This is a genomic window from Metabacillus idriensis (assembly GCF_050483325.1).
Lineage (GTDB): Bacteria > Bacillota > Bacilli > Bacillales > Bacillaceae > Bacillus_P > Bacillus_P idriensis_A.
Window position 1 is genome coordinate 181369 of the sequence record NZ_JBCMYF010000008.1, and the last position, 25044, is coordinate 206412.

Here is a 25044-nt window from a genome sequence, read left to right on the forward strand (position 1 = left end):
TAATGCAAAATTATTGCTGAAAAGGATGATACACGTTTGAAAGAGAACATATATTCTGAAACCGAAAAAGTCATTCTGGTTGGCTGTCAGCTTCCTAAATTAGATGACGAGGCCTTTCAATATACAATGAGCGAGCTTGCTTCCTTAACGAAAACAGCAAATGGCGAAGTGATGATTCAGCTGGCTCAAAAGAGAGAAAGAATACATCCGGCTACATACATAGGTAAAGGCAAAGTTGAGGAACTGCTTGCTCTTTCAGAAGAGCTTGAACCGGATTTAATTATTTTTAACGATGAGCTTTCCCCGAGCCAGCAGCGTAATTTGACGGCTGCACTTGATATTAAAATCATCGATCGGACACAATTAATTCTTGATATTTTTGCGACTCGCGCCAAATCGAGAGAAGGCAAGCTGCAGGTTGAACTTGCGCAGCTTCAATACTTATTGCCGAGGCTGAGCGGACAGGGCATCAACTTATCCCGCCAAGGCGGTGGAATCGGCACAAGAGGACCAGGTGAAACTCAGCTTGAAACCGACAGAAGGCATATTAGAAGCAGGATACATGAAATCAAAGTTCAGCTTTCTGCTATAGTGAGCCACCGCAACCGTTACCGCGAAAGACGAAAGAAAAATCAGGCATTCCAAATTGCCCTTGTCGGCTATACCAATGCAGGCAAATCCACTCTTTTTAACAGGATTACAGATGCAGGCACATTTGAAGAAGATTTACTGTTTGCTACGCTGGATCCAATGACCAGAAAAATGACGCTTCCTTCTGGGTATCAAGCCTTGCTTACAGATACCGTTGGCTTTATCCAGGACTTGCCGACTACCTTAGTTGCCGCATTCCGTTCCACTTTAGAAGAAGTAAAAGAAGCAGATCTCATTCTGCATATCGTTGACAGTTCGAACGATGATTATCAAAATCATGAAAAAACGGTGTACAAGCTGCTGGATGAATTGAAGGTTTCAGCCATACCGGTTTTGACAGTGTATAATAAAAAAGATAAACAGTCAGTTGAATTTGTTCCATCGCCTAAAGCTGAGCATGTTCAAATCAGTGCTTTCAGTGAAAGTGATATCAGCCTTCTTAAAAAGAAGATACAATCTGTATCAGTTGAACAAATGGAACCATTCAGGATTGAAGTTCCTGCAAGTGAAGGCAGGCTGCTGTCCCTTATAAAGACTGAAACGATGGTCGGTCATTTTATATTTAATGAAGAAACTAACCACTACGAAATACAAGGACATTATTTGCCCTCGCACTCAGTTGCCGGGTATATACAGATGTACAATAGAAAGGGCAGCAGCAATGTTTAAACAATTAAAATTTGGTGAGAAACTATCACAGCTCTCTAAACAGGCAGAAGAAAAAATCGCTCAGGTTCATAAAGAAATCGACGAAAGAATGGAAATCAATCAATATCGTGTCCTGAAAAGCTACAGAGATCACAGAGTCAGTGATTCGCATTTTATCCCTTCAACAGGCTACGGTTATGATGATCACGGCCGGGACACTCTTGAAAAAATATACGCTGATGTGTTCGGGGGAGAAGCGGGACTTGTGCGCCCTCAAATAATTTCTGGCACACATGCTATTTCGATTGCCTTGTTTGGAGTTCTTCGTCCATTTGATGAGCTTCTTTACATAACGGGTAAACCATACGATACTCTTGAAGAAATTGTCGGAATTCGCGGGAGCGGAGTCGGTTCTCTCAGTGAATTTAAAATTGGCTATAAAGCAGTGGATCTTAAAGCTGACGGAAGCGTTGATTTTGAAGCAGTCAGAGCATCTATAACAGATAAAACAAAAATGATCGGCATTCAGCGTTCAAAAGGTTATGCAACCAGGCCGTCATATACAATTGCTGAAATTAAAGAAATGATTGATTTTGTCAAATCAATAAAGAAAGATATTGTGGTTTTCGTTGATAATTGCTACGGAGAATTTGTGGAGGAGCTGGAGCCGTGTCATGCAGGCGCGGACTTAATGGCTGGTTCTCTAATTAAAAATCCAGGCGGAGGACTCGCTAAGACAGGCGGTTATTTAGTAGGAAGAACGGATTTAATTGAGGCATGCTCTTACAGGATGACATCACCGGGCATCGGAGCAGAAGCGGGTGCTTCTCTATATAGTCTTCAGGAAATGTATCAGGGTTTCTTCCTTGCGCCTCATGTGGTCGCTCAAGCTCTAAAAGGGGCAGTATTTACTGCGGCAATCCTTGAAATGGCAGGGCTCAAAACAAATCCATCCTGGGATGCTGTCAGAACTGATCTCATTCAATCGGTTGAGTTTAATCAGGCGGATTTGATGGTTGCTTTTTGTCAGGCCATTCAGTATGCTTCCCCGATTAACTCGCATGTAACACCATATCCAAGTTATATGCCGGGCTATGAAAATGATGTCATAATGGCTGCAGGTACATTTATTCAAGGTGCAAGCATTGAGCTTTCAGCAGACGGACCGCTGCGTGCGCCATTTACAGCCTATGTACAGGGAGGATTAACTTATTCTCATGTGAAAATTGCCATATGTTCAGCTATAGATCATCTTCTGCAAAAAGAACTAATCCGCATATAAATTGATGTCATTTTTCCTAACATGTTATTGACACATTATATGACATGGAATATAATAAGAATAAGTTAAGAAAAGGAGGGAATACAATGGGTGATACAATTCGACGCACGATGCCCTTATTCCCGATCGGAATTGTCATGCAGCTGACAGAGCTCTCTGCCAGACAAATTCGATATTATGAAGAAAATGGCCTGATTTTTCCTGCAAGAACAGAAGGAAACAGACGATTATTTTCATTTAATGATGTAGACACACTGCTTGAAATCAGAAGCCTTATTGAACAAGGCGTCAATATGGCTGGCATAAAGCAAATCTTTTCTAAAAAAGAAGAACGATTTGAATTGCCGAATGATGAACAACCTAAGAAAGTGGAAAAACCGGATCTTTCTGATGCTGAACTGCGAAAATTGCTGAAAGCTGAGCTTATGCAGGCAGGGCGTTTTCAAAGATCATCTCTCAGACAAGGTGATATGTCGAGATTTTTTCACTGATGAATGTGAGCTTCACTTAAATTAAAATAAATATATCTTGGTAGTGTTAGGAGAGGATTTTTCAAAATGGCAAAGTATACGAGAGAAGATATTGTACGATTAGTACAAGAAGAAAACGTAAAATATATCCGTTTGCAGTTTACGGACATCCTGGGAACAATTAAAAATGTTGAGATCCCGGTAAGTCAGCTTGAAAAAGCTTTAGACAACAAATGTATGTTTGATGGATCTTCAATCGAAGGCTTCGTCCGCATTGAAGAGTCTGATATGTATCTTTTCCCTGATATCGATACATTCGTCATCTTCCCATGGACTTCTGAAAAAGGAAAAGTAGCCCGTTTTATCTGTGATATTTACAGCCCGGATGGAACTCCATTTGACGGAGACCCTCGTAACAATTTAAGACGTATGCTAAAAGAAATGGAAGACCTTGGATTCACTGATTTTAATCTTGGACCAGAGCCTGAATTCTTCTTATTCAAACTTGATGAAAAAGGCGAACCTACTCTTGAATTAAATGATCATGGCGGCTATTTTGACTTAGCTCCTACAGACCTTGGCGAAAACTGCCGTCGCGACATCGTGCTTGAGCTTGAAGAGATGGGCTTTGAAATCGAAGCTTCTCACCACGAGGTAGCACCTGGACAGCATGAAATTGATTTCAAATATGCCGGTGCAGTAAAAGCTTGTGATGATATCCAAACGTTTAAACTTGTTGTTAAAACGATTGCCCGCAAACACGGTCTGCATGCTACATTTATGCCGAAACCATTGTTTGGTGTAAACGGATCAGGAATGCATATGAATTTATCATTGTTCACTGACGGCGTGAATTCTTTTTATGACAAAAACAGCGACCTTGAATTAAGCGAAACAGCTAAACATTTCATCGCCGGCATCATTAAGCATGCACCGAACTTTACGGCTGTTACAAACCCGACAGTTAACTCTTACAAACGTTTAGTACCAGGCTACGAGGCACCTTGCTACGTTGCATGGTCAGCACAAAACAGAAGTCCGTTAATTCGTATCCCAGCTTCACGCGGTCTAAGCACACGTGTAGAAGTGCGAAGCGTTGACCCGTCTGCAAACCCATACTTAGCAATGTCTGTATTGCTTGCTGCAGGCCTTGACGGAATCAAAAACAAGCTTGCCGCTCCAAAACCGATTGACCGCAACATCTATGTCATGACAAAAGAAGAGCGTGTAGAAAACGGTATCGTGGATCTTCCCGCTACACTTGCACAAGCTCTTGATCTGTTAAAAACAGATGAAGTCATCATCAATGCACTTGGAGAGCATTTGTTCGAGCACTTCATGGAAGCAAAAGAAATTGAATGGGATATGTTCCGCACTCAAGTACACCCTTGGGAAAGAGAACAGTATATGTCTCAATATTAATATCGCTAAAACCCCCTCAGCAGATGCTGAGGGGGTTTTATTCATTCGTTATCAGTCAAGGTTTTCTGATTTTCGCTTATCAAAATAGTCTTTAAGCAGCCTCATGATGGCAAGCCCGGCAAGTGCACTTCCTACCGCAATCCCAGATAAAGCTACAACGAGGGAAATATATTCAAAGACGGAATATCCAGCAAGCTTGCTCCACTCAATTTTCCCCCGCCAGTCCTCAATCACCAGATTCATTCCGTAAATCCCGGAAATAACGGTATAGGTCGTTAAAATCAGCAATAAAGAATTATGACGTTTGCTTGCAAGCTTTTCCTGATTTTGATAGAGACTGTCCATCGTGTTTTTTACTTCTTTATAAAGGGTTTCTATTTTAAAGCGGTCTTTCATCATGACAGAGAGCTCTTGTCCTTCAGAACGGCTGCTGATTTCAGAAAAAATATATTTGGCGGTGAAATTCGTGATCGATCTGATCAATTTGTCCATATTATCTTGTTTTTGGTCGACATATAGCTGTGAATAGCTGTAAGAAAGTTTTAAAAGAACAATTTTATAAAATAAATGCAGAATCATATTGTAATAAAGCTGGCCGTACATCTCTTCAGCGATCAGCTTTTCAGTTTCACTGTCTCTGCTTATGCACGTAAATGTATGGTCGCTGATAATATGAAAACTGTCAGGGGACCATCTGTCATAAACATGGTCGTTTACGTATTTATCAATATACTTTTGATTACTCGAAGAAATATATGGTTGTTTCTTGTGATTATAACCATTCATATGGCCGATTCGAAATAAATCGCTGTTTGTTATTTTCACATCAGGAGCAGTCATTAATAAACTGGATACAAACATCCTTTCATCAATAAAATAGGGAAGGCTGCCTAAGTAGGCTGATTGATCATTTTCGTTTTTTTCAATAAAGGGAACAATATAAGGGCAAAGTTCCTGGAAGATAAAATCCTGAATTTTATCAAACCGCTTTTCACCTGAATAAAGTACAGTTCCTTTTTCCTTCGTAATTGCTGGTTCGAGAACTCTGAAATGGTCCATATAGTCAAGAGCATCGCTTAAGGTGAGATCTGACCCGCTGCTGTATGGTTCTGTTCGAATTGTAATCATGCCGATGGAGAATGGACAAAGATAAATATCAATCGAAAGTACTTTCATGGAAATCAGATTTCGGGCAGTCTCAAGTCTGCACTCCAAATTCAGCTGTTTGGAATAGCGGTTTATAGCTTTTTCTTTGAATTTATCAGGAAATAATATTTGTTCAATGTAAGGCATAAAATAATGCTTTAAGCGTTTATGCGGGATATCAATGCTCCCGCCGTAATATTTAGTCTGCTGGCTGCTATTTTCGATTGAAAAAAAATCGTGTCCATTTGTTTCGAGTTCCTTAATTAAAGGCTTAATGGAGTGCTTAGCCCACGAAAAAGGAAAAACAAATTGAGAATTTGTCCGCTGAACAATCATTTCATCAGGTTTAAGTTCAGATATCATAGGCTACCTCTTCTAAATTTTATCAACTATTATATTTCCCTTGCTAATGTGCATAAAACCCTAAATAAAAAATCTTTGCTGAGCAGCAAAGATTTTTAATGGATATTACGGTACACGCCTATAACTTTTCCGAGAATGGTTACGTTTCGCAGAATAATAGGTTCCATTGTTGAATTTTCAGGCTGAAGGCGAATGAAGTCTTTTTCTTTAAAGAATCGTTTAACAGTTGCTTCGTCATCTTCTGTCATGGCAACCACGATATCACCGTTATTTGCGGTTTTCTGCTGTTTAACAATAACCATATCCCCGTCTAAAATTCCGGCTTCTATCATACTGTCTCCCATGATTTCGAGCATGAATACTTGATCATCTGACGCGGCGAATGTATCAGGAAGCGGAAAATATTCCTCGACATTTTCGATAGCTGTGATAGGAGAACCTGCTGTAACTTTACCGATAATCGGAACATTAATGACGCTTGCTCTCGGAATATGTGAAGTCTCTTCTTCAAGAATTTCTATAGCTCTGGGCTTAGTTGGATCTCGTCTGATCAGACCCTTGCTCTCAAGCCTTGCCAGGTGACCGTGTACAGTTGAACTAGAAGCAAGGCCGACAGCTTCGCCAATTTCCCGTACAGAAGGCGGATAACCTTTTTTTTGAACTTCTAATTTGATGAAGTTTAAGATATCCTGCTGTCTTTTTGATAATTTTGTCATCTTTTGCACCTCGCGTCCTGTAATTTATGTTGATTATAGCATGTTTTTCCTGCTCATACAAACATAAGTTCGAAAAAATGCGTTGACAGAAACATTTGTTCGCATTATACTGAAAATATCAAAAGTGCGAACAAACATTCTATTTCAAGGTGGGGATTTTGTTGAAAGAATCATTTTCTTATTTACTCTCATTTTTTATTGTCGTTATTGTCGCTGTCTTTGCTTTATCTTATACTGGTGAAAAAGACAGCATGGATCATTACGTAAATATAGAAGTTACTGAAGGGGACAGCATCTGGAGCATTGCTGATAAATTTAAAGAACATCATAATCTGTCTAAGACAGATTTTGTCGAGTGGGTCCAGGAAAAAAACGGAATGGAAACAGCAGTCATTAAGGCTGGTGAGCAAGTCTTTATTCCAATTGAAAAGACAGCTTATTATGAGGTAAATCAATTAGCAAGCAAGAAATAGGGAAGTGAGAACACTGAACGCCATCATCTATTGCAGAGTCAGCACAGTGAAAGAAGAACAGGAAACATCACTTATCAGGCAAAAGGAAGAATTAATCAGGCTTTCTGAACAGAACAACCTGAATATTGTAAAAGTCATTGAAGAACAGGCCAGCGGCTATGATATAGAAAGAGACGGGATATTTGAACTGTTCGACTGCATCAAAAATCAGCAGGTAGATGCAGTCCTGATCCAGGATGAAACAAGGCTTGGAAGAGGAAATGCCAGAATTGCTCTCATTCATTTTCTGCTTAAAGAGGGAATAACTCTTTACTCAGTTACTCATAACGGCAGACTTCTGCTATCAGAGGCTGATTCCATGGTGCTTGAAATAGTGAGCATTGTCGAAGAATACCAAAGAAAGATTCACAATTTAAAAATCAAAAGAGGTATGCAGCGGGCAGTCAAAAACGGCTTTAAGCCTCAAAACAACCTTTCTAATATCCACGAAAGCCCCGGCAAGGACAAAAAAGAGCTTCCTGTTTCAGAAATCGTGCGATTAAAGCAAAATAAACTGACTTTTGCCGAAATCGCCGCGACTTTAAGAGGTTTCGGCCACGATGTTTCAAAGGCAACAGTACATAGAAGATACCAGGAATATATGAAACAGACAGGAGATCAATAAGTTGTCTTTTCAGGCCGTTTTTAGTACGATAGCATAGTGAATCTACAAAAAGGAGTTACCAGCATGCTTTCAAAAGAAAAAATGGCCAGAATTAATGAACTTTCCAAAAAAGCTAAATCTGCCGGTTTATCTGCTGAAGAACTTAAAGAACAGCAAAGCCTTAGACAAGAATACCTGCAGGTGTTCCGCGGCTCTATGAAAAATACATTAAAGGGCGTTACAATCCTCGATCCAAACGGAACGGATGTTACACCTCAAAAATTAAAAGATGAGAAGAAGCGGGACCTTCATTAATAAAAGGAATACGTCAATTTATGATGTATTCCTTTTCAATTTGCACATAATACATTAGAATAGTTTCTTACACATCTTATTGCACTATTACATTTCATGCAGAATGGTTGTATGATAAAGAGTGTACAGCTATGATAAGAAAGTAGAATGTTATTTCTGAAAGGATGATCAAATTATGTCACATTCAATTCAAGACTTATCTATTGCTACGATCCGAACTTTATCGATCGATGCAATCGAGAAAGCAAATTCAGGACATCCTGGAATGCCTATGGGGGCAGCTCCAATGGCTTATGCACTTTGGACACAATATATGAATCATAATCCTGAAAACCCGGAATGGTTTAACCGTGACCGTTTTGTTTTATCGGCAGGTCATGGCTCAATGCTTTTATATAGCCTGCTTCATTTATCAGGCTATGATCTTTCAATGGAAGATATTAAATCTTTCAGACAATGGGGAAGTAAAACTCCAGGGCACCCTGAATTCCATCACACCGCAGGTGTTGATGCAACAACGGGCCCATTAGGACAAGGGATCGGCATGGCTGTAGGGATGGCTATGGCAGAACGTCATCTTGCACATACATACAATAAAGAGTCATATCCTGTAGTAGATCACTACACATACGCTATTTGCGGAGATGGAGACTTAATGGAAGGTATTTCTTCTGAGGCAGCATCTCTTGCAGGTCACCTTAAGCTTGGCAAATTAGTTGTATTATACGATTCAAATGATATTTCTCTTGATGGCGATTTAGATCGCTCATTCTCTGAAAATGTTGAAGATCGTTTTAAGTCAATTGGATGGCAGGTTATCCGTGTTGAAGACGGCAATAATTTAGAAGAGATTTCTAAAGCTATTGAAGCCGCTAAACAAGACGAAACTCGTCCAACTTTAATTGAAGTGAAAACGACAATCGGATACGGCTCTCCAAATATGTCAGGCAAGTCTGACGTTCACGGCAAGCCGCTTGGAATTGACGAAATTAAATTGACAAAAGAAGCATACGCTTGGACATTCGATGAAGACTTCTACGTTCCAGACGAAGTTTATGCTCATTTCAAGGAATCTGCCGAACAATTCGGATCTAAAAAAGAGAAAGAATGGAATTCTCTATTCGACAGCTACCAAAAAGAATATCCTGAGCTTGCTAAACAGCTGAACGCTGGCATTAAAGGCGAGCTGCTTGAAAACTGGGATGCAGGTGTTCCTGTTTATGAAGAAGGAAAAGCACTTGCTTCACGTGCCTCATCAGGTGAAGTATTAAACGGTCTTGCTAAGAACATTCCTTATATCTTTGGAGGATCGGCTGATTTAGCAGGTTCTAACAACACATCGATTAAAGGTGCGGCAGATTTCACGGCTGAGGATTACAGCGGGCGAAATATCTGGTTTGGTGTACGTGAATTTGCAATGGGTGCTGCATTAAATGGGATGGCCCTTCATGGCGGTCTGCGAGTATATGGAGGAACATTCTTCGTATTCTCTGATTACCTCCGTCCGGCAATAAGATTAGCAGCTCTAATGGGACTTCCTGTGACATATGTATTCACGCATGACAGTATTGCTGTTGGGGAAGACGGGCCGACTCATGAGCCGATTGAACAGCTTCCTTCTCTTCGTGCAATGCCTAACCTATCTGTGATTCGTCCTGCAGATGGCAATGAAACGGCTGCAGCATGGCGTATTGCAATGGAGTCAGAAGTGTCTCCAACTGCACTTGTTCTTACTAGACAAAACTTAAAAACAATAAAAGGCACTTCTGAAACTGCCTATGATGGTGTTTCAAAAGGAGCATATACAATCTCACCAAGCAATAAGGAAACGGCGGATGCCTTGTTATTAGCTACAGGATCTGAAGTAGGCCTTGCGGTTGAAGCACAGGATGCACTTCTAAAAGAGGGTATTGATGTTGCTGTTGTCAGCATGCCATCATGGAACCGATTTGAGAGCCAATCAAAAGAGTACCGTGATTCCGTTCTGCCTAAGACGGTTAAAAAGCGTCTTGCGATTGAAATGGCAGCCCCGCTTGGCTGGGAACGCTATACAGGTGATGAAGGCGATGTTTTAGCCATCAACCAGTTTGGCGCATCTGCACCAGGAGATAAAATTATGAAAGAATACGGCTTTACTGTCGAAAACGTAATGGCAAGAGTAAAAGCACTTCTTGAACTATAATTACCGCTGAGAGAGAACGATTTTGATCGTTCTCTCTTTTTCGACAAAAAAAGTGTTGCATCTCTCTGTTATTTAGACAAATTTCTAATACTTCGTTCCCTTATAATTGACGATAACAGTCATTTCGGAGGAGTGGAAGAATGAGGCACTATTATGTCTATTTAATAGAAGAGGAATTTGCGAACCACTTTTTTGGCCGAGAAGCGAAACTGTTCCATCTGTTTCAGGAATATCTCCGGACAAGCCCTGAGCAGCTGGAATTTAATCACCTATATAAACAAATCAGATACGTAACGAAGTCTATTTCAGCTGAATCTATAGATCACATGCTTGAATCAAGTTTAATCAACAGGTACAATTATGCTCATATTGAAGGTCATCATCGGATCGACAGTGAATCCAAGCAGGGGAATGCCTTGCTTCGCGTAAGAGATCAATATATAGAAGTTACTTCAATTGGAAGCTTTGATATGGAAGCAATCTTTTTTGAAATACTCAGGAAAATTGACTCCTGTTTTTTAGCTATGGATTTTGAAGCAAAACGTTACGGCTGGCTAAAACCGATAAAAGAAAGAAAATTTGTCTAAAAAGGCAGAAATTATGGAGTATTTGTTGTATAATATCCTATGGTTTAGTACACTGTAAAATAGACAACATGAAGGAGGAAATACGATGGATCTGTGGGTAGTCATTCTAGTAGGCGTTCTGGCATTAATTGCTGGAGTAGCACTAGGATTTTTCATTGCTCGCCAGTATATGATGAGTTACTTGAAGAAAAATCCGCCAATTAACGAGCAAATGTTAAAAATGATGATGATGCAAATGGGTATGAAACCATCCCAAAAGAAAATCAACCAAATGATGAAAATGATGAACAATCAAGCAAAATAAAAATTCCGTATAATGCGGGATTTTTATATGATAAAAAGCACGCATTGAGCGTGCTTTTTTGTTAGGTTTTTTTAAGAATAAGTCACTCTTTTCATTGAATTGCAGCTATAACGATTGTATTCATTCAGCAAGTGATCGAGTTCCTGACTGTATTGAATGGACACGTTTGAGTTAATTCCATTTTTCGTTGCGATATCGATCATTTCCGCCCGTTTTTTTTCAATAAGTTTCAATAATTCTTGTTTAGACACGAAAACTTGTCCTTTCTGTATGTAAGTTCTAACCGATCCGCTTGCTATTAATTTCTATTATATCCTAAATTGGAAAAAAATTCGAAGGGAAAATAAGGATTTTATCAATTTGTATATGACTATTATAAAGGTATCGGATCTTTGAAGAAATCCTTTTGCATAGATGTTAAGGAATTGACATAAAAATGTCACATAGTGAAACATATTATTCTTTGGATGTATTTGCTAGAATGAAATGTGACTCAACTAAGAAAGGAGGATACCACAGATGACAGATTTGAACTTGTTTTTAGCGTTTGGAGCTGGCTTTCTATCTTTTATTTCACCTTGCTGTCTGCCTTTATATCCTGCCTTTTTATCATACATAACTGGAGTATCGGTCGGTGAGATCAAAACAGAAAATGCTATGCTGCAAAAAAGGAGTTTTCTCCATACGCTGTCTTTTTTGCTTGGCTTCTCAATGATCTTTATTGCGCTCGGTTTTGGCAGTTCTTTTATCGGGGAATTCTTCTTTGAATATAAGGATTTAATCAGACAAATTGGCGCGATTCTCATTATTTTCTTTGGATTAGTGATAATAGGTGTTTTCCAGCCAAAGTTCTTAATGAAAGAACACCGTTTTGAATTAAAAAACAGACCATCAGGATATTTCGGTTCTGTTCTTATAGGACTTGCTTTTGCTGCTGGATGGACCCCTTGCACCGGGCCGATCTTAACAGCTGTATTCGCTCTTACATTAAGCAATCCAGGATCTGCTATGCTCTATATGCTTGCATATGTGCTTGGTTTTGCCATCCCTTTTCTAATTTTAGCGTTTTTTATTGGCAGACTTGGATGGATACGTAAACATAATTTGAAAATCATGAAGTTTGGGGGCATTCTGATGATTGTGATCGGAATCATGCTCTTTTTTAACTGGATGACACAGATTATTATCGTCTTCAGCAGAATGTTTGGAGGGTTTACAGGCTTTTAGACCTAAAAAAATTCTTTTTTTTGGGTCGTTTTTACTATCTTCTGCTCCTTTTTTTGATATAATAACTCATAGAATAGTAGTATTTCTTTCGGTAACACTGTGAGGAGGAGCTTGCATGGCTAAAGTGCTGATCGTAGATGATGCCAAGTTTATGAGAGTGACATTATCTAAAATACTGACAAGCAATGGACATGAAATTGCTGGAGAAGCTGAAAATGGAGCAGAAGCCGTTCGTCTTTATCAATTATTGCAGCCGGATCTTGTTACGATGGATATCACAATGCCGGAAATGAACGGGATTGAAGCATTAAAAGAAATTACAAATGAATTTCCTGAATCGAAAATTATTATGTGTTCAGCGATGGGACAGCAGAAAATGGTCGTTGAAGCAATTGAAGCTGGAGCAAAGGACTTTATCATCAAGCCATTTGATGAAACGAGAGTGTACGACGCCATCAATCGTGTTCTTGGTTAAATTCAATCTCTAATGAAATCGAAGAACCATCGGAAATTTGACGAGATGGTTTTTTATTTTTCACTAAGTATATTATAATATAAGGAACTCCGTGAAAAGGATTGATCAAGTTGGTCATTTTCTCAACAATTATTGCAGTTGTTATGGCATTAGGTGTCATGATGATACGCATGAGAGCTTCTAAAAAGCCTGCTAGTGCCAGAAAGATTATCTTGCCGCCTATCTTTATGAGCACAGGTGCATTGATGTTTTTGCATCCTATGTTTCGTGTGACTCCGTTTGAATTTTTGGAAGCGATCACGCTTGGATGTATTTTCTCTATTTTTTTAATTAAAACATCAACATTTGAAGTGAAGGAAGACAAAATTTATTTAAAAAGATCTAAAGCTTTTGCGTTTATATTAATTGGTCTGCTGATTATTAGAATCGCATTGAAATTTTACTTAAGCAATACGATAGACGTTGGTGAACTGAGCGGTATGTTCTGGATTCTGGCATTTGGAATGATTGTGCCCTGGCGTATTGCCATGTATCTTTCCTACCGGAAACTGGAAAATCAGCTCAACCCGCCAAATATTCATGCTACATGAAAAACCCGCCAGAGGATTCCGGCGGGTTTTTCAATTAAGAAGGATATGGTGTTTTTCTTAAAATAATGCTCTGTAAGGCGTATGGTCGATTTCTTTTTCTTTAAGCCTTTTTAACAGGAATTTATGATCTCGTTTAGGCGTGGCTGTAATGTATCCGCGAATGACCAGGTCCTGAGTGATTTGATCTGCGTTTTCCTTTAATGCTATTTCCCCGATTTTGCCTGCAATTTTAGCTCTTGCGATATCTCTGAATAATTCTGGCACTGGTTCAACAAGGTCTTCTAAAAGTTCTTTTTGCCTTGCATCCCACAGGTGCCTTGTTTGCTGTATATAGTAATCTTCCCAATCAAGGTCTGATTTGCCATCCTCTTTAGGTAAACGTTTTAAAAATTTGCGGAACATAAAAAATCCGCCTATTCCGAGCATCCCTGCAAGGAAAACGACCCAAAAAAGGATAAACCATAGGAACCAGCCGTCTAACATCTTTTAAACCCCCGATCCAGCCTGCAATCTGCCTTTATTATACACCACGAAAAAGGGGTTGAAAAGTTGTCTTAACCGGACTGAACCTGTTTTGAGAGCGCGAGCAGGGATTTTTTTATCGCATTGCGTTTATTTCGGTCCTTGCCTGATGAGATATGTCCGAGCAGCTCAGCATGTGCAATATAAAAAGAGCGCTTGTAAGACAGGTCAATACGAATAGTGCCGGAATTTGTGGGAAGGTACAGAATTTCATACAGTAACGACATAAACGCTCCTCCTAACAGCAGTTTCTTATTTATTATATGATTAAAAACGACTATAAAAAAGAATTATTTTCCTTATTATTGTAAAAATTTGATGAAATCATTTTATATATTTAGTTCTAATTACCTATAAAAAGAAACTTCCTGATCTCAGGAAGTTTCATCCGTTTCTTGAGTGAACTGAAAATAGAGGTTGCGGAGAACGAAGGTTTTGTATAATTTCAATTTTCGTCTTTCAACAGGGTGTTTGGTGATCCCCATTTCTCTCAATTTCTTAACATACCATCCTTTCGATCCGTAATAAGCCATAAGAAAACCCCTTTTTGTTTAGTTAGAAGAAAATATGATAAAAAGGGGTCTTTCAGAACTAGGACTGTTCATTAAAAAGAAACTTTCAAGCCTCCCTGACATATATTGCTCTATAGGAGGCTAAGACATGGAGAAGTATTATTGTACAAATTGTATGCTGCTCTTAAATGACAATCAACAATGCACCCGCTGCGGGCATAAAGAGATCAAAAAAATTGAAATAAATGTTCAAACCCATATACCGAAAAAATTTGGATCAAAAAAGAAATCGGACTCTTAACGGCGGCATCTTTTCTGGTGCCGTTTCGCTCGTTTCCTGCTCTGAATCCTGAACGGTCTCGCTTGTTTCATTAGTACCTGTATGAATGGAATTTCCGAAATTCACCGTTCCGCCTGTAATTTGATGAATGACGAGACTTTTAATGTATACACCCAAACCCTTCACGCTCCTTTTCAATACTAATATGCAAATTGAAAAGGACTTGTCTAAACCATAACCTAGACAAGATGGAAATATGGATTTTCTTCTATCTCTATATGATTTATACAAAACAAAAAGCAAGACAATATCTTGCTTTAATTTGTAAATTGGACAGGGATGTGACACCCGGAACGGGTACAGCTGCCTTCTTTACATATTTTCACTTCCAGAATGTCATTTGAAAAAAAGGCTTCTATCATTTTTTTCTCAAGTGAAAAAGGAAGAAGAATGGATCTTTCCAGGTGATCTTTGTCATCATTTGCAGATAGAGAAGGATAGGCAGAGATAATTAGCGCTTCTTGATTGGTTATTATTTTTATATCTTCTGGATTAACATTTGTGAATTCTGCTTCTACAATGTATTCATCACTTGTTTCAAATAAATCGACACGGAAAGAATGGTAATCAAGCAGAGCTGAGAATGGATCTGTGAAAAATTGATTCATCCAGTCTTCAATACAGCTTAGATCAGATGGCTTAGAACGCTTTTTTTTATCCATCTCATATTGACCTCCAAAAACCATACTACTTAAATCTTATTCAGTTCATAAACAATGCGTGAATGGAAGTAAAACAAATATAGAAGAGTTGAAATAGTGAAAGGGTTTACAATTATGAACAGAAGAGTTTTCAAACGCAATTTTGAAATGGGAGGGGGCTATATAAACCATTTTATTATTAATGAAGATCGTTCATGCTTGGGCATAAGAAATAAAATTAATGAACGGGTGCCTTTTGCAGAGCCGTTCATTTTGCTTTATTTACATATCGTGATGAGAATTGTGTTTTTGGCGGGTATGGTTGCGGTTCTTCACTTTTTTAGATCCGCTTAAAGGTTCAGGCTGACCTGGATTATCGCCTTTAGGTGCATTTTTGTGCATATCTTTGCTGTCATTTTTATTGGTCATGTTTTTTCACCATCCTTTCTAAATAGGATGAAACTTTTAAGGTGCAAACATACAAGCTAAAGCCTGCATAATATGACCATTTATGATCAACAATAAGCTACATATCAGCAAGACTACAGGAGGGAATAATATGCCTTATCATAAGAATAAACAGCAGGCTTTTCAGGCTGCTCAGCAAGGAACAGCCCAGGCGGAAAATATGTATCAGCAGCTATCAGCTGACAGTTCCGACTATGGCATTCAGCTCAGTCACTTAAAAGAAGAAGTGAATGAAGCATATGAACAAATTAACAATGCCCTTGAAGTGGCCTCAGAAACACAGCGTGCAACATTAGAGCAATACAGGAAAGATCTCTCAAGAATCGTTGCAGAAGTGAATATTGAGGATCAATAAGGCAAAAAACGACGGATTTCCCGTCGTTTTTTGCTTGTTTTCTTACTGATTTTTTTTGCGCTTTTTATTATTCTGTTTCTGGGCGGCAGTTAGAGGCTCATTTGAAAATTCCTCATTATATCCTGTCCCTTTTCCTTGAGCAGAAGCAGCATTCATTCCTTCTATGACATGGTTTGCTTTGCGTTTTGCCATTGTCTTTCACCCCCATGGATATAGTGTTTGTTTCTTAAAGAAAATGATGTGCACGTTTACAATTCTATATATTAAAAAAGTACTGAAGTTTACAACTATAAGAACTACTTATGTAGTTTGATAACAGCATTGTTATTTACTTATGTTAAAACATGTATTAAGATGAAATTGTGCGAATAATTTGGTGGGAGAGACCGAGGTTTCGACACACGTCGATTTTGATTTAAAAGGGGAGAAAACATATGACGAAACAACAGCAATTATCACATCACGATGTTTTCCAAGCGCGTAAAAGTTTTACAGTAGGCGGAAAAACATACAACTATTACTCATTAAAAGCATTAGAAGATGCAGGAGTCGGCAATATTTCAAAATTGCCATACTCCATTAAGGTTCTGCTTGAGTCTGTATTAAGACAAGTAGACGGAAGAGTCATTACAAAAGAGCATGTTGAAAATTTAGCAAAATGGGGAACGGCAGAGCAAAAAGAGCTTGATGTGCCATTTAAGCCATCACGTGTTATTCTTCAGGATTTTACAGGTGTACCGGCAGTAGTAGACCTTGCTTCACTTCGTAAGGCAATGGCTGATATCGGCGGCAACCCTGACGTTATTAACCCTGAAATTACAGTGGACTTAGTAATCGACCATTCTGTACAGGTTGATAAAGCGGGAACAATGGACTCCCTGCAATTTAATATGGAACTTGAATTTGAACGCAACGCTGAGCGCTATAAATTTTTGAGCTGGGCAAAGAAAGCGTTTAATAACTACCGCGCTGTACCACCTGCAACTGGAATCGTTCACCAAGTAAACCTTGAATACCTGGCAAACGTTGTGCATGCAGTGGAAGGTGCAGACGGCACATTTGAAACATATCCAGATTCACTTGTAGGAACAGATTCACATACAACAATGATCAACGGCATCGGCGTTTTAGGATGGGGTGTCGGCGGCATTGAAGCTGAAGCTGGAATGCTTGGACAGCCATCATATTTCCCTGTACCTGAAGTAATTGGAGTAAAATTGACTGGCCAAATGCCAAATGGCACTACGGCAACAGATCTTGCACTTAAAGTAACACAAGTTCTTCGTCAAAAAGGCGTTGTAGGCAAGTTTGTTGAATTCTTCGGACCTGGTGTACCTCAACTTCCGCTTGCAGACCGTGCAACAATTGCCAACATGGCACCTGAATACGGCGCAACTTGCGGTTTCTTCCCAGTAGATGATGAATCACTTGAATATATGAAGTTAACTGGACGTGACAAAGAGCTTGTAGATGTTGTTGAAGCATACTGCAAAGAAAACGAATTGTTCTTCTCACCAGATGTAGAGCCAGTCTACACATCTGTTGTTGAAATTGATCTTTCTGAAATTGAAGCAAATCTTTCAGGTCCTAAGCGTCCTCAAGATTTAATTCCTCTGTCAGCTATGCAGAAATCGTTCCAGACAGCTCTTGCTGCTCCAGCAGGCAATCAGGGCTTCGGTTTAGAAGCAGCTGAAGCGAGTAAAGAAATCAGCGTAACGCTTGCAAACGGAGAAGAAACAAAAATGAAAACTGGAGCAATTGCTATTGCTGCGATTACAAGCTGCACAAACACATCTAACCCGTATGTACTGGTTGGAGCTGGTTTAGTAGCTAAAAAAGCAATTGAAAAAGGCATGAAGGTTCCTGCTTATGTGAAAACGTCTTTAGCTCCAGGCTCCAAAGTTGTAACAGGCTACCTTGAGAACTCTGGGTTGCTTCCATATATGAACCAATTGGGCTTCAATGTTGTCGGCTATGGCTGTACAACTTGCATCGGGAACTCTGGTCCGCTTGCAGAAGAGATTGAAAAAGCTGTTGCTGAAAATGACTTGCTTGTGACTTCCGTTCTTTCAGGAAACCGTAACTTTGAAGGAAGAATTCACCCTCTTGTAAAAGGAAACTATTTGGCTTCACCTCCGTTAGTTGTGGCATATGCTCTAGCTGGAACAGTGAATATTGATCTTAAAAATGATTCATTGGGTAAAGACAAGGATGGCAATGATGTTTTCTTTAACGATATCTGGCCTTCTATGGACGAAATCAATGAGATCGTAAAACAAACGGTAACACCGGAGCTCTTCCGTCAGGAATATGGCAGAGTTTTTGATGATAACGAGCGCTGGAATGCGATTCAGACGACAGATGAGGCATTGTATCAGTGGGATCAGGATTCCACTTACATTCAAAATCCTCCTTTCTTTGAAAACTTAAATCCAGAGCCGGGTCTAGTTGAGCCGCTTACGAACTTGCGAGTAGTTGCAAAATTCGGAGACTCTGTTACAACTGATCATATCTCGCCAGCCGGTTCGATCGGGAAAGATACGCCTGCAGGCCGTTACCTTCAGGAAAAAGGCGTCAGCCCGAGAGAATTTAACTCATATGGTTCCCGCCGCGGAAACCATGAAGTGATGATGCGCGGAACATTTGCAAATATCCGCATCAAAAACCAAGTAGCACCTGGAACAGAGGGCGGCTACACAACTTACTGGCCAACAGGCGAAGTAACTTCTATCTATGACGCTTGCATGAAGTACAAACAAGACGGAACAGGACTTGTCGTTCTTGCCGGCAAAGATTATGGCATGGGAAGCTCACGTGACTGGGCAGCAAAAGGCACAAACCTTCTTGGCATTAAAACAGTCATTGCTGAAAGCTTTGAGCGTATTCACAGAAGCAACCTTGTTTTCATGGGTGTTCTGCCGCTTCAGTTCAAGCAGGGTGAAAGTGCTGAAGTGCTTGGCTTAACGGGTAAAGAAACAATCGAAGTTCTGATTGATGAGACAGTTAAACCGCGCGATCATGTTCAAGTAAGAGCAACTGATGAAGAAGGCAACGTAAAAGAATTTGAAGTGCTTGTCCGTTTTGACAGTGATGTTGAAGTTGACTACTACCGTCACGGCGGCATTCTTCAAATGGTGCTGCGTGAAAAAATTAAGGGCTAAATGATGAAAAGGACGGAGTTTCCGTCCTTTTTTTTCGTTGTTTTATTGTCCTTTTTAAAAAGAGATGATTTAATAAAATAGAACGTATTCAGGTGGTTGTCCTACTGCCATCAAATATACATATAATTGAGTTATAAGGGATATGCAGCAAGGGGGAAATGAAATTGAAACGAATACTCGCCATTTGTCTGCTTGTATTTTTAGCGGGCTATGCAGTCTGGTTTGCAATCTTGCCTAAAGAACCTAAAGAGGGGCTTGAGATTGGAAATAAGCCGCCCCAATTCGAACTTGAAATGTTAGGTGGAGAAAATGTTCAATTAGATGACTTAAAAGGCAAAAAAGTGATGGTGAATTTCTGGGCTACTTGGTGTCCGCCGTGCGAAGCGGAAATGCCTGAAATGCAAAAGCTGCAGAATGAATATCCGGATGATTTAGTTGTGCTTGCTGTAAACATGACAAATGCTGAAAAAAGCAGAGAAGATGTTGAGTCTTTTATCTCAAAACGAAACCTTACCTTTCCTGTAGCCTTGGATAAGGACGGAAGAGTAAGTGTTCAATATGAAGTTTATTCCTACCCCACAACTTATTTTCTTGATGAAGAAGGAAACATTATGAATATTTCCCGCGGCGCAATGACAAAGGAAACAATGGAAAAGATGCTGGAAATGTAACTGTAAGAGAGACTGTTCCTATTAATGTGAACAGTCTTTTTTTGTTTTTTCTAAAAACTTGTACTATTTTTCTTGATTATGGCAAAACTGAATATATTATGTATGGAGGTGTCCAGCTTGAGAAAAATTAAAAAAATGACATTTGAGGAATTGGTTCTTGAAAATAAGAAGGAACTGCTGAAGGACCAGGAAGCTTTAAACCGGCTTGAGGAGAGAGTAGAGCAGAGGCTGCTGGATAAGCTCAGCTAAATCCCCAACACTTGGCTGTCATGTTTGCCGCTCAACTGGTGAAGATAGTAGTGAGGAGGCGAAAGCTCATGACAAATTCAAATGACAAACAAAGCCATTTCACACCAAACCATATTGGAACGAAATCAAGAGGTTTTGGCGGAAATAAAGGGAAAAAAATGCAAAATAAATCACATGAACATGCACAGGTAATGCAAACAAAAGGTGAGTAATGCTAGAACGAAGTTTCCATAAAATTATTATGTAAACTTACCATATTGTTTGCATTTCTTCTGATTTTAATCAAATTTAAAAAAGGATGTGTTCACATGGGTTATAAAGCAAATCCAGACGATCGTTCAGATAATGTTGAAAAGCTGCAGGATATGGTTCAAAACACAATCGAAAATATTGAAAAAGCACAAGAGACGGCAGAGTTTTCAAGCGGCGAAGAAAGAGCTCGCATTGAAGCTAAAAATCAGCGCCGTGAAGAGAGTCTTGAAGGATTCCGTTCTGAAATCAGGGATGAGTCTTCTGCACGCGAAAATGGCTATAAATAACAAAAAACAAAGGATGTCCAAAACTCGGACATCCTTTGTTTTATGAAAAAGAGAGCATATGGTATGATAATATTTATTCATTGACCTAAATTTTGGTGCTTTATAAGGAGAGAGAACACACATGCATGTTTCAAAAAAAGAGATAGAAGTAAGGTATGCAGAAACAGATCAGATGGGTGTCGTTTATCATGCCAATTATTTAATATGGATGGAAGTGGGCAGAACGCAGCTGATTTCAGATCTGGGCTTTTCATATGCAGATATGGAGAAAGAAGGAATCATCTCACCCGTTATTGATCTGCAGGTTCAGTATAAAAAACCGATGAAGTACGGCGAGACCGTTAAAGTACATACTTGGATAGAAGAATATAACGGCTTCAAAGTGGCATATGGCTACGAAATGTACAAACCTGACGGAGAACTGGCTCTTCAGGCCGTTTCAAACCATGTGTGCGTTAAAAAAGAAAATTTCAAGCCGATTCAGATCCGCAAAAAATATCCGGAATGGCACGCGGCATATGAAAAAGCGAAAAAGTAGGGATTTGTGTGGCATTTGGAATTAAACGCAAGGAACTTGCTGATTGGAAAGGGCAGGTAGCAAAAGGAGAGCTTGCATTTCTGACCCATTTCTGGACAGATCCAAGATTTCCTGCCTCACACGCGGTTACAAAAGCAGGCTGCTCTGATTTGCCAAAACTCATCAAGTGGGGAGAGAGATTTGGATTAAGGAAAGAGTGGATTCATCATGACAAGGATTTTCCGCATTTTGACCTTATGGGAGATGTCCAGATTCGGGTATTAGAAGCACATAATCTTGCTGAACATATCAATCGTTTCCGATTACGTTAAAAAACCGCAGATTATTGATCTGCGGTTTTTTTATAATCAAAGATGGGTTCGCCTTTTTTTTCATCAAAGTCAATGACCAAGTCGTTCTGATCGAAATACCATATGTCACTTTCTTCAATAAAAAAGATGATCCCGTTTTTTTCTGTTTTTGCACCGGCTTCCTTTGGCTGATCTTTCACTACGCCTAAAGAAAAACCTTTTTGGATCGTGCTGCTTCCTCCGTAACGGACAAAAAATCGAAACGAATCTCCGCTTTCAACATTCATTTCCTTCTGATACCATTCTGCAGCTTTGTCACTAATATGTATATTCAATGAGTATCACTCCTTCTCTCATACGATACCACGAAAAGACAAATCAAAAACAGAATGATGCTGATTTCTTTTAATTTTCTTCATTTAAATGCTGAAACATGTGCTCTTGTATCTCTTTATTTTGCGTCTGATCAACGTTTTTCAGCTCTTTTACACGGTAAGCGCGATTGTTTTGATTAACGACAATTGTCGGAACAAAGTCTGGGTCTGTCAGTTCCATTGTTTTCGTTCCATTAGTAAGTGCTTTCGTCAGATTTATGGAGAAAATCCCGCCGATTTCTTTGTACTCACCAACTTGGCCTGATAAGAAGTTTCCTAAAGAATACACGACAAATGTTTTATTTCCGTCTTTTCCCTTTACCCATTCCATCGGCTGAAGGACATGGGGATGATGTCCGATCACTAAATGAACGCCCTGATCGGCCAGGAACTGTGCAAGCTCCTGCTGCTCTTCATTAGGCAGCCGGATATATTCTACTCCCCAGTGCATGCTTACAATGACAGCATCTGAAAGTTTTTTCATCTCTTCAATATCTTTCATCATTTTGGGCTTATCAATTAAGTTGACGAGATGAGGTTTTCCTTCTGGAACCGGAATGCCGTTAGTGCCGTATGTATATGCCAGAAATCCTAATTTCACGCCATTTTTATTGATGACACGCGGTGTAGCTGCATCTTGGTTGCTGCGGTACCCGCCAACATATGGCATCCCGATTTCATCATAGCGGTCTGTTGCATTCAATATGGCCTTTTCGCCGCGGTCGAGCGTGTGATTGTTGGCGATCCCGGCTATATCAACACCTGCATCCTGAAAAGCATCAACTACCTCAAATGGACTGTTGAATGACGGATAAGTGGATAATCCTATTTCAGTACCGCCAATCATTGTTTCCTGATTGGCGAATGTGATATCACTCTTGCCGATCAAAGGTTTTACATCTTTTATCATTGGTTTGAAATCATAAGTGCTTTCTGTTTTAGCATCATTGTATACACGCCCGTGAATTAAGATATCTCCGATTGCCGAGAGTGTGACAGTGGATTTGAAGGATTTTTGCGGCTGATTGACATTCATTCCAGAATGCGCTTTCACAGGGTATTCTTTTTCTTCCTTTGGTTCAGCCAATAGAAAGAATGCTGCTCCGATTAATGCCAGCAGAACGACAGCTGAGAGGATCCATTTCTTCATCATGTTGTTTTCTCCTATAATGATTCTTTTTCCTTATCATAAACGATAGGATAAAAAAAGGAAATGCTATTTATGCTGGACGAAAAGTGAAAAAAGCTGCCAGGTGGCAGCTTTAAATCCATTTTACTTTAGGTTCTGTTTTTTCTCTTATACGTTTAATATTGGCGCGATGACGGTATATAACAAACAGGGACAGAATGCTGACCACTACAATCAATACCGGATCACCGATGAAAATGCTGAAAATAATTGCATAGATGCCAGTAAGCATGGATGACAGCGATACATACTTTGTTAAGTATAAGAAGAGGAAAAAGACAGCAAGCATCGTTACGAACATAAGCGGTGCCGAGAACAAGAGAATTCCTCCTGAGGTAGCAACTGCCTTGCCGCCTTTGAAATTGGCGAACAGCGGGTACGTATGGCCGATGACAGCAAAGATTCCAATCAGCAGCGGATGCACGTTTTCCAGACCAAAAAAGAATGGGAGGGATGCTGCAAGCGTTCCTTTTAAAATATCGGCAATGGTCACAAGCAGTCCTGCTTTTACACCCAGGGTACGGAATGTATTTGTTCCTCCCAGATTCCCGCTTCCATGTTCACGGATATCAATTCCGTATCCTACTTTTCCGACAATAAGGCCAGAAGGAATGGAACCGAGTAAATAAGCTAAAATAATAATGGCTGCAATAATCAATGGATCCGCTCTCCTTAATCTATAATTGAATAAACCTATTTTATCATGTAACTAGCACTTAAGACTACGTCATAAAAAAGAAACGGAAAAAATTCATTCAAAAGGAGTTTTTACTATGAGTATATCCATCCCATCCAGAGAAGAAATTGGAAAAATATTAAAAAAGAGCAAACGAATTGCTGTCGTTGGTCTGTCAGATCAGCCAGACCGCACTTCTTACATGGTCAGTCAAGCAATGCAGGATGCGGGGTATGAAATCATTCCAGTGAATCCTACGATTAAGGAAGCTCTGGGTGTAAAGGCAGTTGGTTCCTTGAAAGAAATCGACGGTCACATTGATATTGTGAATGTTTTTCGCAGGTCAGAGCATTTGCTTCCTGTTGCAGAGGAGTTTTTAGAAATTGATGCCGATGTTTTTTGGGCTCAGTTAGGTCTTGTAAATGAGGAAGCCTATCATTTGTTAAAAGATAAAGGCTATACGGTTATCATGGACCGCTGCATTAAAGTTGAACACGCTTTAACAAAATGAAATCACAGGGGGTGACCCTGTGATTTTTCTATTGCTTGAGCCTGTCTATAATGACCTTCCTTCACAGCATAACCTCCTGCAGAATTTTATATGACGTTGGCGCCTCTCCATAAGGTTTTTTTCCATGCTTCGGGGGTCTTGGGACGGCGGAAGAGCCACCTTTTTAACAGATACATTTATCCAGCGTATTTCAATTTCCAAGTTCATTTTTGCATAGCGGATGACAATCATTCCGATACTTGTTAATAAATGAAGTACTGTTTTGCTTCCAATGAAAGCTCCCATAGTTCATTCCCCAAAATAGACTTGAAGCTATCGTCTCAAATTCACTTTTGATTTCGTATCCTGCAGAGGGAGTAAACCTGATCACTGCTAAAATAGGGTGTTCAATCGACAATAAGGTGCCTCCTTATGGATCAATGGATCAAACTGATATAAATAATCGGCATTATTTTCAACATTTTTCCAAAATATTTTCAATTTCAGCTTGTATCTGCTAAGATTTAGTTTGCGA

At 39.5% G+C, this 25044-nt stretch carries 36 protein-coding genes; 22 read left to right on the top strand and 14 right to left on the bottom strand.

All coding sequences use genetic code 11. From position 1 onward, the window contains the following. The first annotated feature begins 36 nt into the window (after positions 1-36). The 4 genes from hflX (at position 37) to glnA (ending at position 4473) form a co-directional block, all read left to right on the top strand. Positions 37-1320 (top strand): GTPase HflX, encoded by a 1284-nt coding sequence (hflX, locus tag ABEQ24_RS05685; protein ID WP_430005853.1) that lies wholly within the window; start codon positions 37-39, stop codon positions 1318-1320. After that, entirely contained in the window at positions 1313-2581 is a 1269-nt protein-coding gene (locus tag ABEQ24_RS05690; protein WP_430005854.1) for an aminotransferase class I/II-fold pyridoxal phosphate-dependent enzyme, read from the top strand. The genes hflX and ABEQ24_RS05690 overlap by 8 nt, the downstream gene beginning before the upstream one ends. 86 nt (positions 2582-2667) lie before the next feature. After that, positions 2668-3072 (top strand): MerR family transcriptional regulator, encoded by a 405-nt coding sequence (locus tag ABEQ24_RS05695; RefSeq protein WP_430005855.1) that lies wholly within the window; start codon positions 2668-2670, stop codon positions 3070-3072. A gap of 66 nt (positions 3073-3138) precedes the next feature. Beyond that, entirely contained in the window at positions 3139-4473 is a 1335-nt protein-coding gene (gene glnA, locus ABEQ24_RS05700) for a type I glutamate--ammonia ligase (protein ID WP_430005856.1), read from the top strand. 51 nt (positions 4474-4524) lie between these two features. Here the strand turns inward: glnA and ABEQ24_RS05705 are convergent, their stop codons facing one another. Together ABEQ24_RS05705 and lexA are read right to left on the bottom strand one after the other, a co-directional pair. Further along, on the bottom strand, positions 4525-5982 hold the full coding sequence (locus ABEQ24_RS05705) for a hypothetical protein (protein ID WP_430005857.1): 1458 nt from the start codon (positions 5980-5982) through the stop codon (positions 4525-4527). Between the two features lie 95 nt (positions 5983-6077). After that, the gene (lexA, locus tag ABEQ24_RS05710; RefSeq protein WP_070877342.1) at positions 6078-6698 is read right to left on the bottom strand and encodes a transcriptional repressor LexA; all 621 of its coding nucleotides are present in this window, start codon (positions 6696-6698) and stop codon (positions 6078-6080) included. A 161-nt stretch (positions 6699-6859) separates the two neighbouring features. On the opposite strand from lexA, the gene yneA reads away from it, so the two are divergent. The 6 genes from yneA (at position 6860) to ABEQ24_RS05740 (ending at position 11202) form a co-directional block, all read left to right on the top strand. Next, a complete protein-coding gene (gene yneA / locus ABEQ24_RS05715; protein WP_430005858.1) occupies positions 6860-7171 on the top strand; it encodes a cell division suppressor protein YneA in 312 nt (103 codons plus the stop codon). 13 nt (positions 7172-7184) lie between these two features. After that, positions 7185-7835: a YneB family resolvase-like protein gene (locus ABEQ24_RS05720; protein WP_430005988.1), complete on the top strand. Its 651-nt coding sequence runs from the start codon at positions 7185-7187 to the stop codon at positions 7833-7835. Between the two features lie 63 nt (positions 7836-7898). Continuing rightward, positions 7899-8129, top strand: coding sequence for a DUF896 domain-containing protein (locus ABEQ24_RS05725; RefSeq protein ID WP_430005859.1), 231 nt, complete (start codon positions 7899-7901; stop codon positions 8127-8129). Between the two features lie 175 nt (positions 8130-8304). Then, positions 8305-10311 carry a transketolase gene (gene tkt, locus ABEQ24_RS05730; RefSeq protein ID WP_430005860.1) on the top strand — a complete coding sequence of 669 codons (2007 nt, stop codon included), beginning with the start codon at positions 8305-8307 and terminating at the stop codon, positions 10309-10311. A gap of 140 nt (positions 10312-10451) precedes the next feature. Continuing rightward, a complete protein-coding gene (sirA, locus tag ABEQ24_RS05735; RefSeq protein WP_430005861.1) occupies positions 10452-10898 on the top strand; it encodes a sporulation inhibitor of replication protein SirA in 447 nt (148 codons plus the stop codon). Between the two features lie 85 nt (positions 10899-10983). Continuing rightward, on the top strand, positions 10984-11202 hold the full coding sequence (locus tag ABEQ24_RS05740) for a YneF family protein (protein WP_070877347.1): 219 nt from the start codon (positions 10984-10986) through the stop codon (positions 11200-11202). A 71-nt stretch (positions 11203-11273) separates the two neighbouring features. Here the strand turns inward: ABEQ24_RS05740 and ABEQ24_RS05745 are convergent, their stop codons facing one another. Next, positions 11274-11453, bottom strand: a complete 180-nt coding sequence (locus ABEQ24_RS05745) for a Spo0E family sporulation regulatory protein-aspartic acid phosphatase (protein ID WP_430005862.1) — start codon at positions 11451-11453, stop codon at positions 11274-11276. A 268-nt stretch (positions 11454-11721) separates the two neighbouring features. On the opposite strand from ABEQ24_RS05745, the gene ABEQ24_RS05750 reads away from it, so the two are divergent. From ABEQ24_RS05750 to ABEQ24_RS05760, 3 genes are all read left to right on the top strand, one after another. Next, positions 11722-12429: a cytochrome c biogenesis CcdA family protein gene (locus ABEQ24_RS05750; protein ID WP_430005863.1), complete on the top strand. Its 708-nt coding sequence runs from the start codon at positions 11722-11724 to the stop codon at positions 12427-12429. A gap of 115 nt (positions 12430-12544) precedes the next feature. After that, positions 12545-12904 (top strand): response regulator, encoded by a 360-nt coding sequence (locus tag ABEQ24_RS05755; protein WP_430005864.1) that lies wholly within the window; start codon positions 12545-12547, stop codon positions 12902-12904. Between the two features lie 110 nt (positions 12905-13014). After that, on the top strand, positions 13015-13494 hold the full coding sequence (locus tag ABEQ24_RS05760; protein WP_430005865.1) for a CcdC family protein: 480 nt from the start codon (positions 13015-13017) through the stop codon (positions 13492-13494). Positions 13495-13551: 57 nt separating this feature from the next. On the opposite strand, the gene ABEQ24_RS05765 is transcribed toward ABEQ24_RS05760, so the two are convergent. The 6 genes from ABEQ24_RS05765 to ABEQ24_RS05790 all read right to left on the bottom strand — a co-directional run bounded on the left by ABEQ24_RS05765 (position 13552) and on the right by ABEQ24_RS05790 (position 15938). Next, positions 13552-13977: a DUF2621 domain-containing protein gene (locus ABEQ24_RS05765; RefSeq protein WP_430005866.1), complete on the bottom strand. Its 426-nt coding sequence runs from the start codon at positions 13975-13977 to the stop codon at positions 13552-13554. Between the two features lie 71 nt (positions 13978-14048). Continuing rightward, positions 14049-14243 (bottom strand): hypothetical protein, encoded by a 195-nt coding sequence (locus ABEQ24_RS05770; RefSeq protein WP_070877352.1) that lies wholly within the window; start codon positions 14241-14243, stop codon positions 14049-14051. A 147-nt stretch (positions 14244-14390) separates the two neighbouring features. Then, on the bottom strand, positions 14391-14549 hold the full coding sequence (locus ABEQ24_RS05775; RefSeq protein WP_430005867.1) for a YflJ family protein: 159 nt from the start codon (positions 14547-14549) through the stop codon (positions 14391-14393). 256 nt (positions 14550-14805) lie between these two features. Next, positions 14806-14985 (bottom strand): hypothetical protein, encoded by a 180-nt coding sequence (locus tag ABEQ24_RS05780; protein WP_430005868.1) that lies wholly within the window; start codon positions 14983-14985, stop codon positions 14806-14808. Positions 14986-15125: 140 nt separating this feature from the next. Next, complete coding sequence (locus ABEQ24_RS05785) at positions 15126-15530, bottom strand: Hsp20/alpha crystallin family protein (RefSeq protein ID WP_430005869.1); 405 nt, start codon at positions 15528-15530, stop codon at positions 15126-15128. Positions 15531-15791: 261 nt separating this feature from the next. Next, positions 15792-15938, bottom strand: coding sequence for a small acid-soluble spore protein P (locus ABEQ24_RS05790; RefSeq protein ID WP_430005870.1), 147 nt, complete (start codon positions 15936-15938; stop codon positions 15792-15794). 130 nt (positions 15939-16068) lie between these two features. Here ABEQ24_RS05790 and ABEQ24_RS05795 point away from each other — a divergent pair, with 130 nt between their 5' ends. Beyond that, on the top strand, positions 16069-16332 hold the full coding sequence (locus ABEQ24_RS05795) for a hypothetical protein (protein WP_430005871.1): 264 nt from the start codon (positions 16069-16071) through the stop codon (positions 16330-16332). Between the two features lie 42 nt (positions 16333-16374). Here the strand turns inward: ABEQ24_RS05795 and sspO are convergent, their stop codons facing one another. Then, a complete protein-coding gene (gene sspO / locus ABEQ24_RS05800; RefSeq protein ID WP_070877357.1) occupies positions 16375-16524 on the bottom strand; it encodes a small acid-soluble spore protein O in 150 nt (49 codons plus the stop codon). Between the two features lie 242 nt (positions 16525-16766). On the opposite strand from sspO, the gene acnA reads away from it, so the two are divergent. From acnA to ABEQ24_RS05835, 7 genes are all read left to right on the top strand, one after another. Next, positions 16767-19493 (top strand): aconitate hydratase AcnA, encoded by a 2727-nt coding sequence (acnA, locus tag ABEQ24_RS05805; protein ID WP_430005872.1) that lies wholly within the window; start codon positions 16767-16769, stop codon positions 19491-19493. Positions 19494-19651: 158 nt separating this feature from the next. Further along, positions 19652-20164: a redoxin domain-containing protein gene (locus ABEQ24_RS05810; RefSeq protein ID WP_430005873.1), complete on the top strand. Its 513-nt coding sequence runs from the start codon at positions 19652-19654 to the stop codon at positions 20162-20164. A gap of 108 nt (positions 20165-20272) precedes the next feature. Then, a complete protein-coding gene (locus ABEQ24_RS05815; RefSeq protein WP_430005989.1) occupies positions 20273-20413 on the top strand; it encodes an FbpB family small basic protein in 141 nt (46 codons plus the stop codon). 68 nt (positions 20414-20481) lie between these two features. After that, positions 20482-20625: an acid-soluble spore protein N gene (locus tag ABEQ24_RS05820; protein ID WP_070877360.1), complete on the top strand. Its 144-nt coding sequence runs from the start codon at positions 20482-20484 to the stop codon at positions 20623-20625. Positions 20626-20721: 96 nt separating this feature from the next. Beyond that, positions 20722-20952 (top strand): small acid-soluble spore protein Tlp, encoded by a 231-nt coding sequence (tlp, locus tag ABEQ24_RS05825; protein WP_430005874.1) that lies wholly within the window; start codon positions 20722-20724, stop codon positions 20950-20952. Positions 20953-21073: 121 nt separating this feature from the next. Beyond that, positions 21074-21490, top strand: a complete 417-nt coding sequence (locus ABEQ24_RS05830) for an acyl-CoA thioesterase (protein WP_430005875.1) — start codon at positions 21074-21076, stop codon at positions 21488-21490. 8 nt (positions 21491-21498) lie between these two features. Further along, the gene (locus ABEQ24_RS05835; RefSeq protein ID WP_430005876.1) at positions 21499-21801 is read left to right on the top strand and encodes a hypothetical protein; all 303 of its coding nucleotides are present in this window, start codon (positions 21499-21501) and stop codon (positions 21799-21801) included. 11 nt (positions 21802-21812) lie between these two features. On the opposite strand, the gene ABEQ24_RS05840 is transcribed toward ABEQ24_RS05835, so the two are convergent. From ABEQ24_RS05840 to plsY, 3 genes are all read right to left on the bottom strand, one after another. Next, a complete protein-coding gene (locus ABEQ24_RS05840; protein WP_430005877.1) occupies positions 21813-22115 on the bottom strand; it encodes a HesB/YadR/YfhF family protein in 303 nt (100 codons plus the stop codon). 70 nt (positions 22116-22185) lie between these two features. Then, on the bottom strand, positions 22186-23304 hold the full coding sequence (locus tag ABEQ24_RS05845; RefSeq protein WP_430005990.1) for a CapA family protein: 1119 nt from the start codon (positions 23302-23304) through the stop codon (positions 22186-22188). A gap of 112 nt (positions 23305-23416) precedes the next feature. After that, on the bottom strand, positions 23417-24001 hold the full coding sequence (gene plsY / locus ABEQ24_RS05850) for a glycerol-3-phosphate 1-O-acyltransferase PlsY (RefSeq protein ID WP_430005878.1): 585 nt from the start codon (positions 23999-24001) through the stop codon (positions 23417-23419). A 115-nt stretch (positions 24002-24116) separates the two neighbouring features. On the opposite strand from plsY, the gene ABEQ24_RS05855 reads away from it, so the two are divergent. Further along, on the top strand, positions 24117-24530 hold the full coding sequence (locus ABEQ24_RS05855; protein WP_430005879.1) for a CoA-binding protein: 414 nt from the start codon (positions 24117-24119) through the stop codon (positions 24528-24530). Positions 24531-24720: 190 nt separating this feature from the next. Here the strand turns inward: ABEQ24_RS05855 and ABEQ24_RS05860 are convergent, their stop codons facing one another. Then, positions 24721-24927, bottom strand: coding sequence for a hypothetical protein (locus ABEQ24_RS05860; RefSeq protein WP_430005880.1), 207 nt, complete (start codon positions 24925-24927; stop codon positions 24721-24723). Positions 24928-25044: the final 117 nt, after the last annotated feature.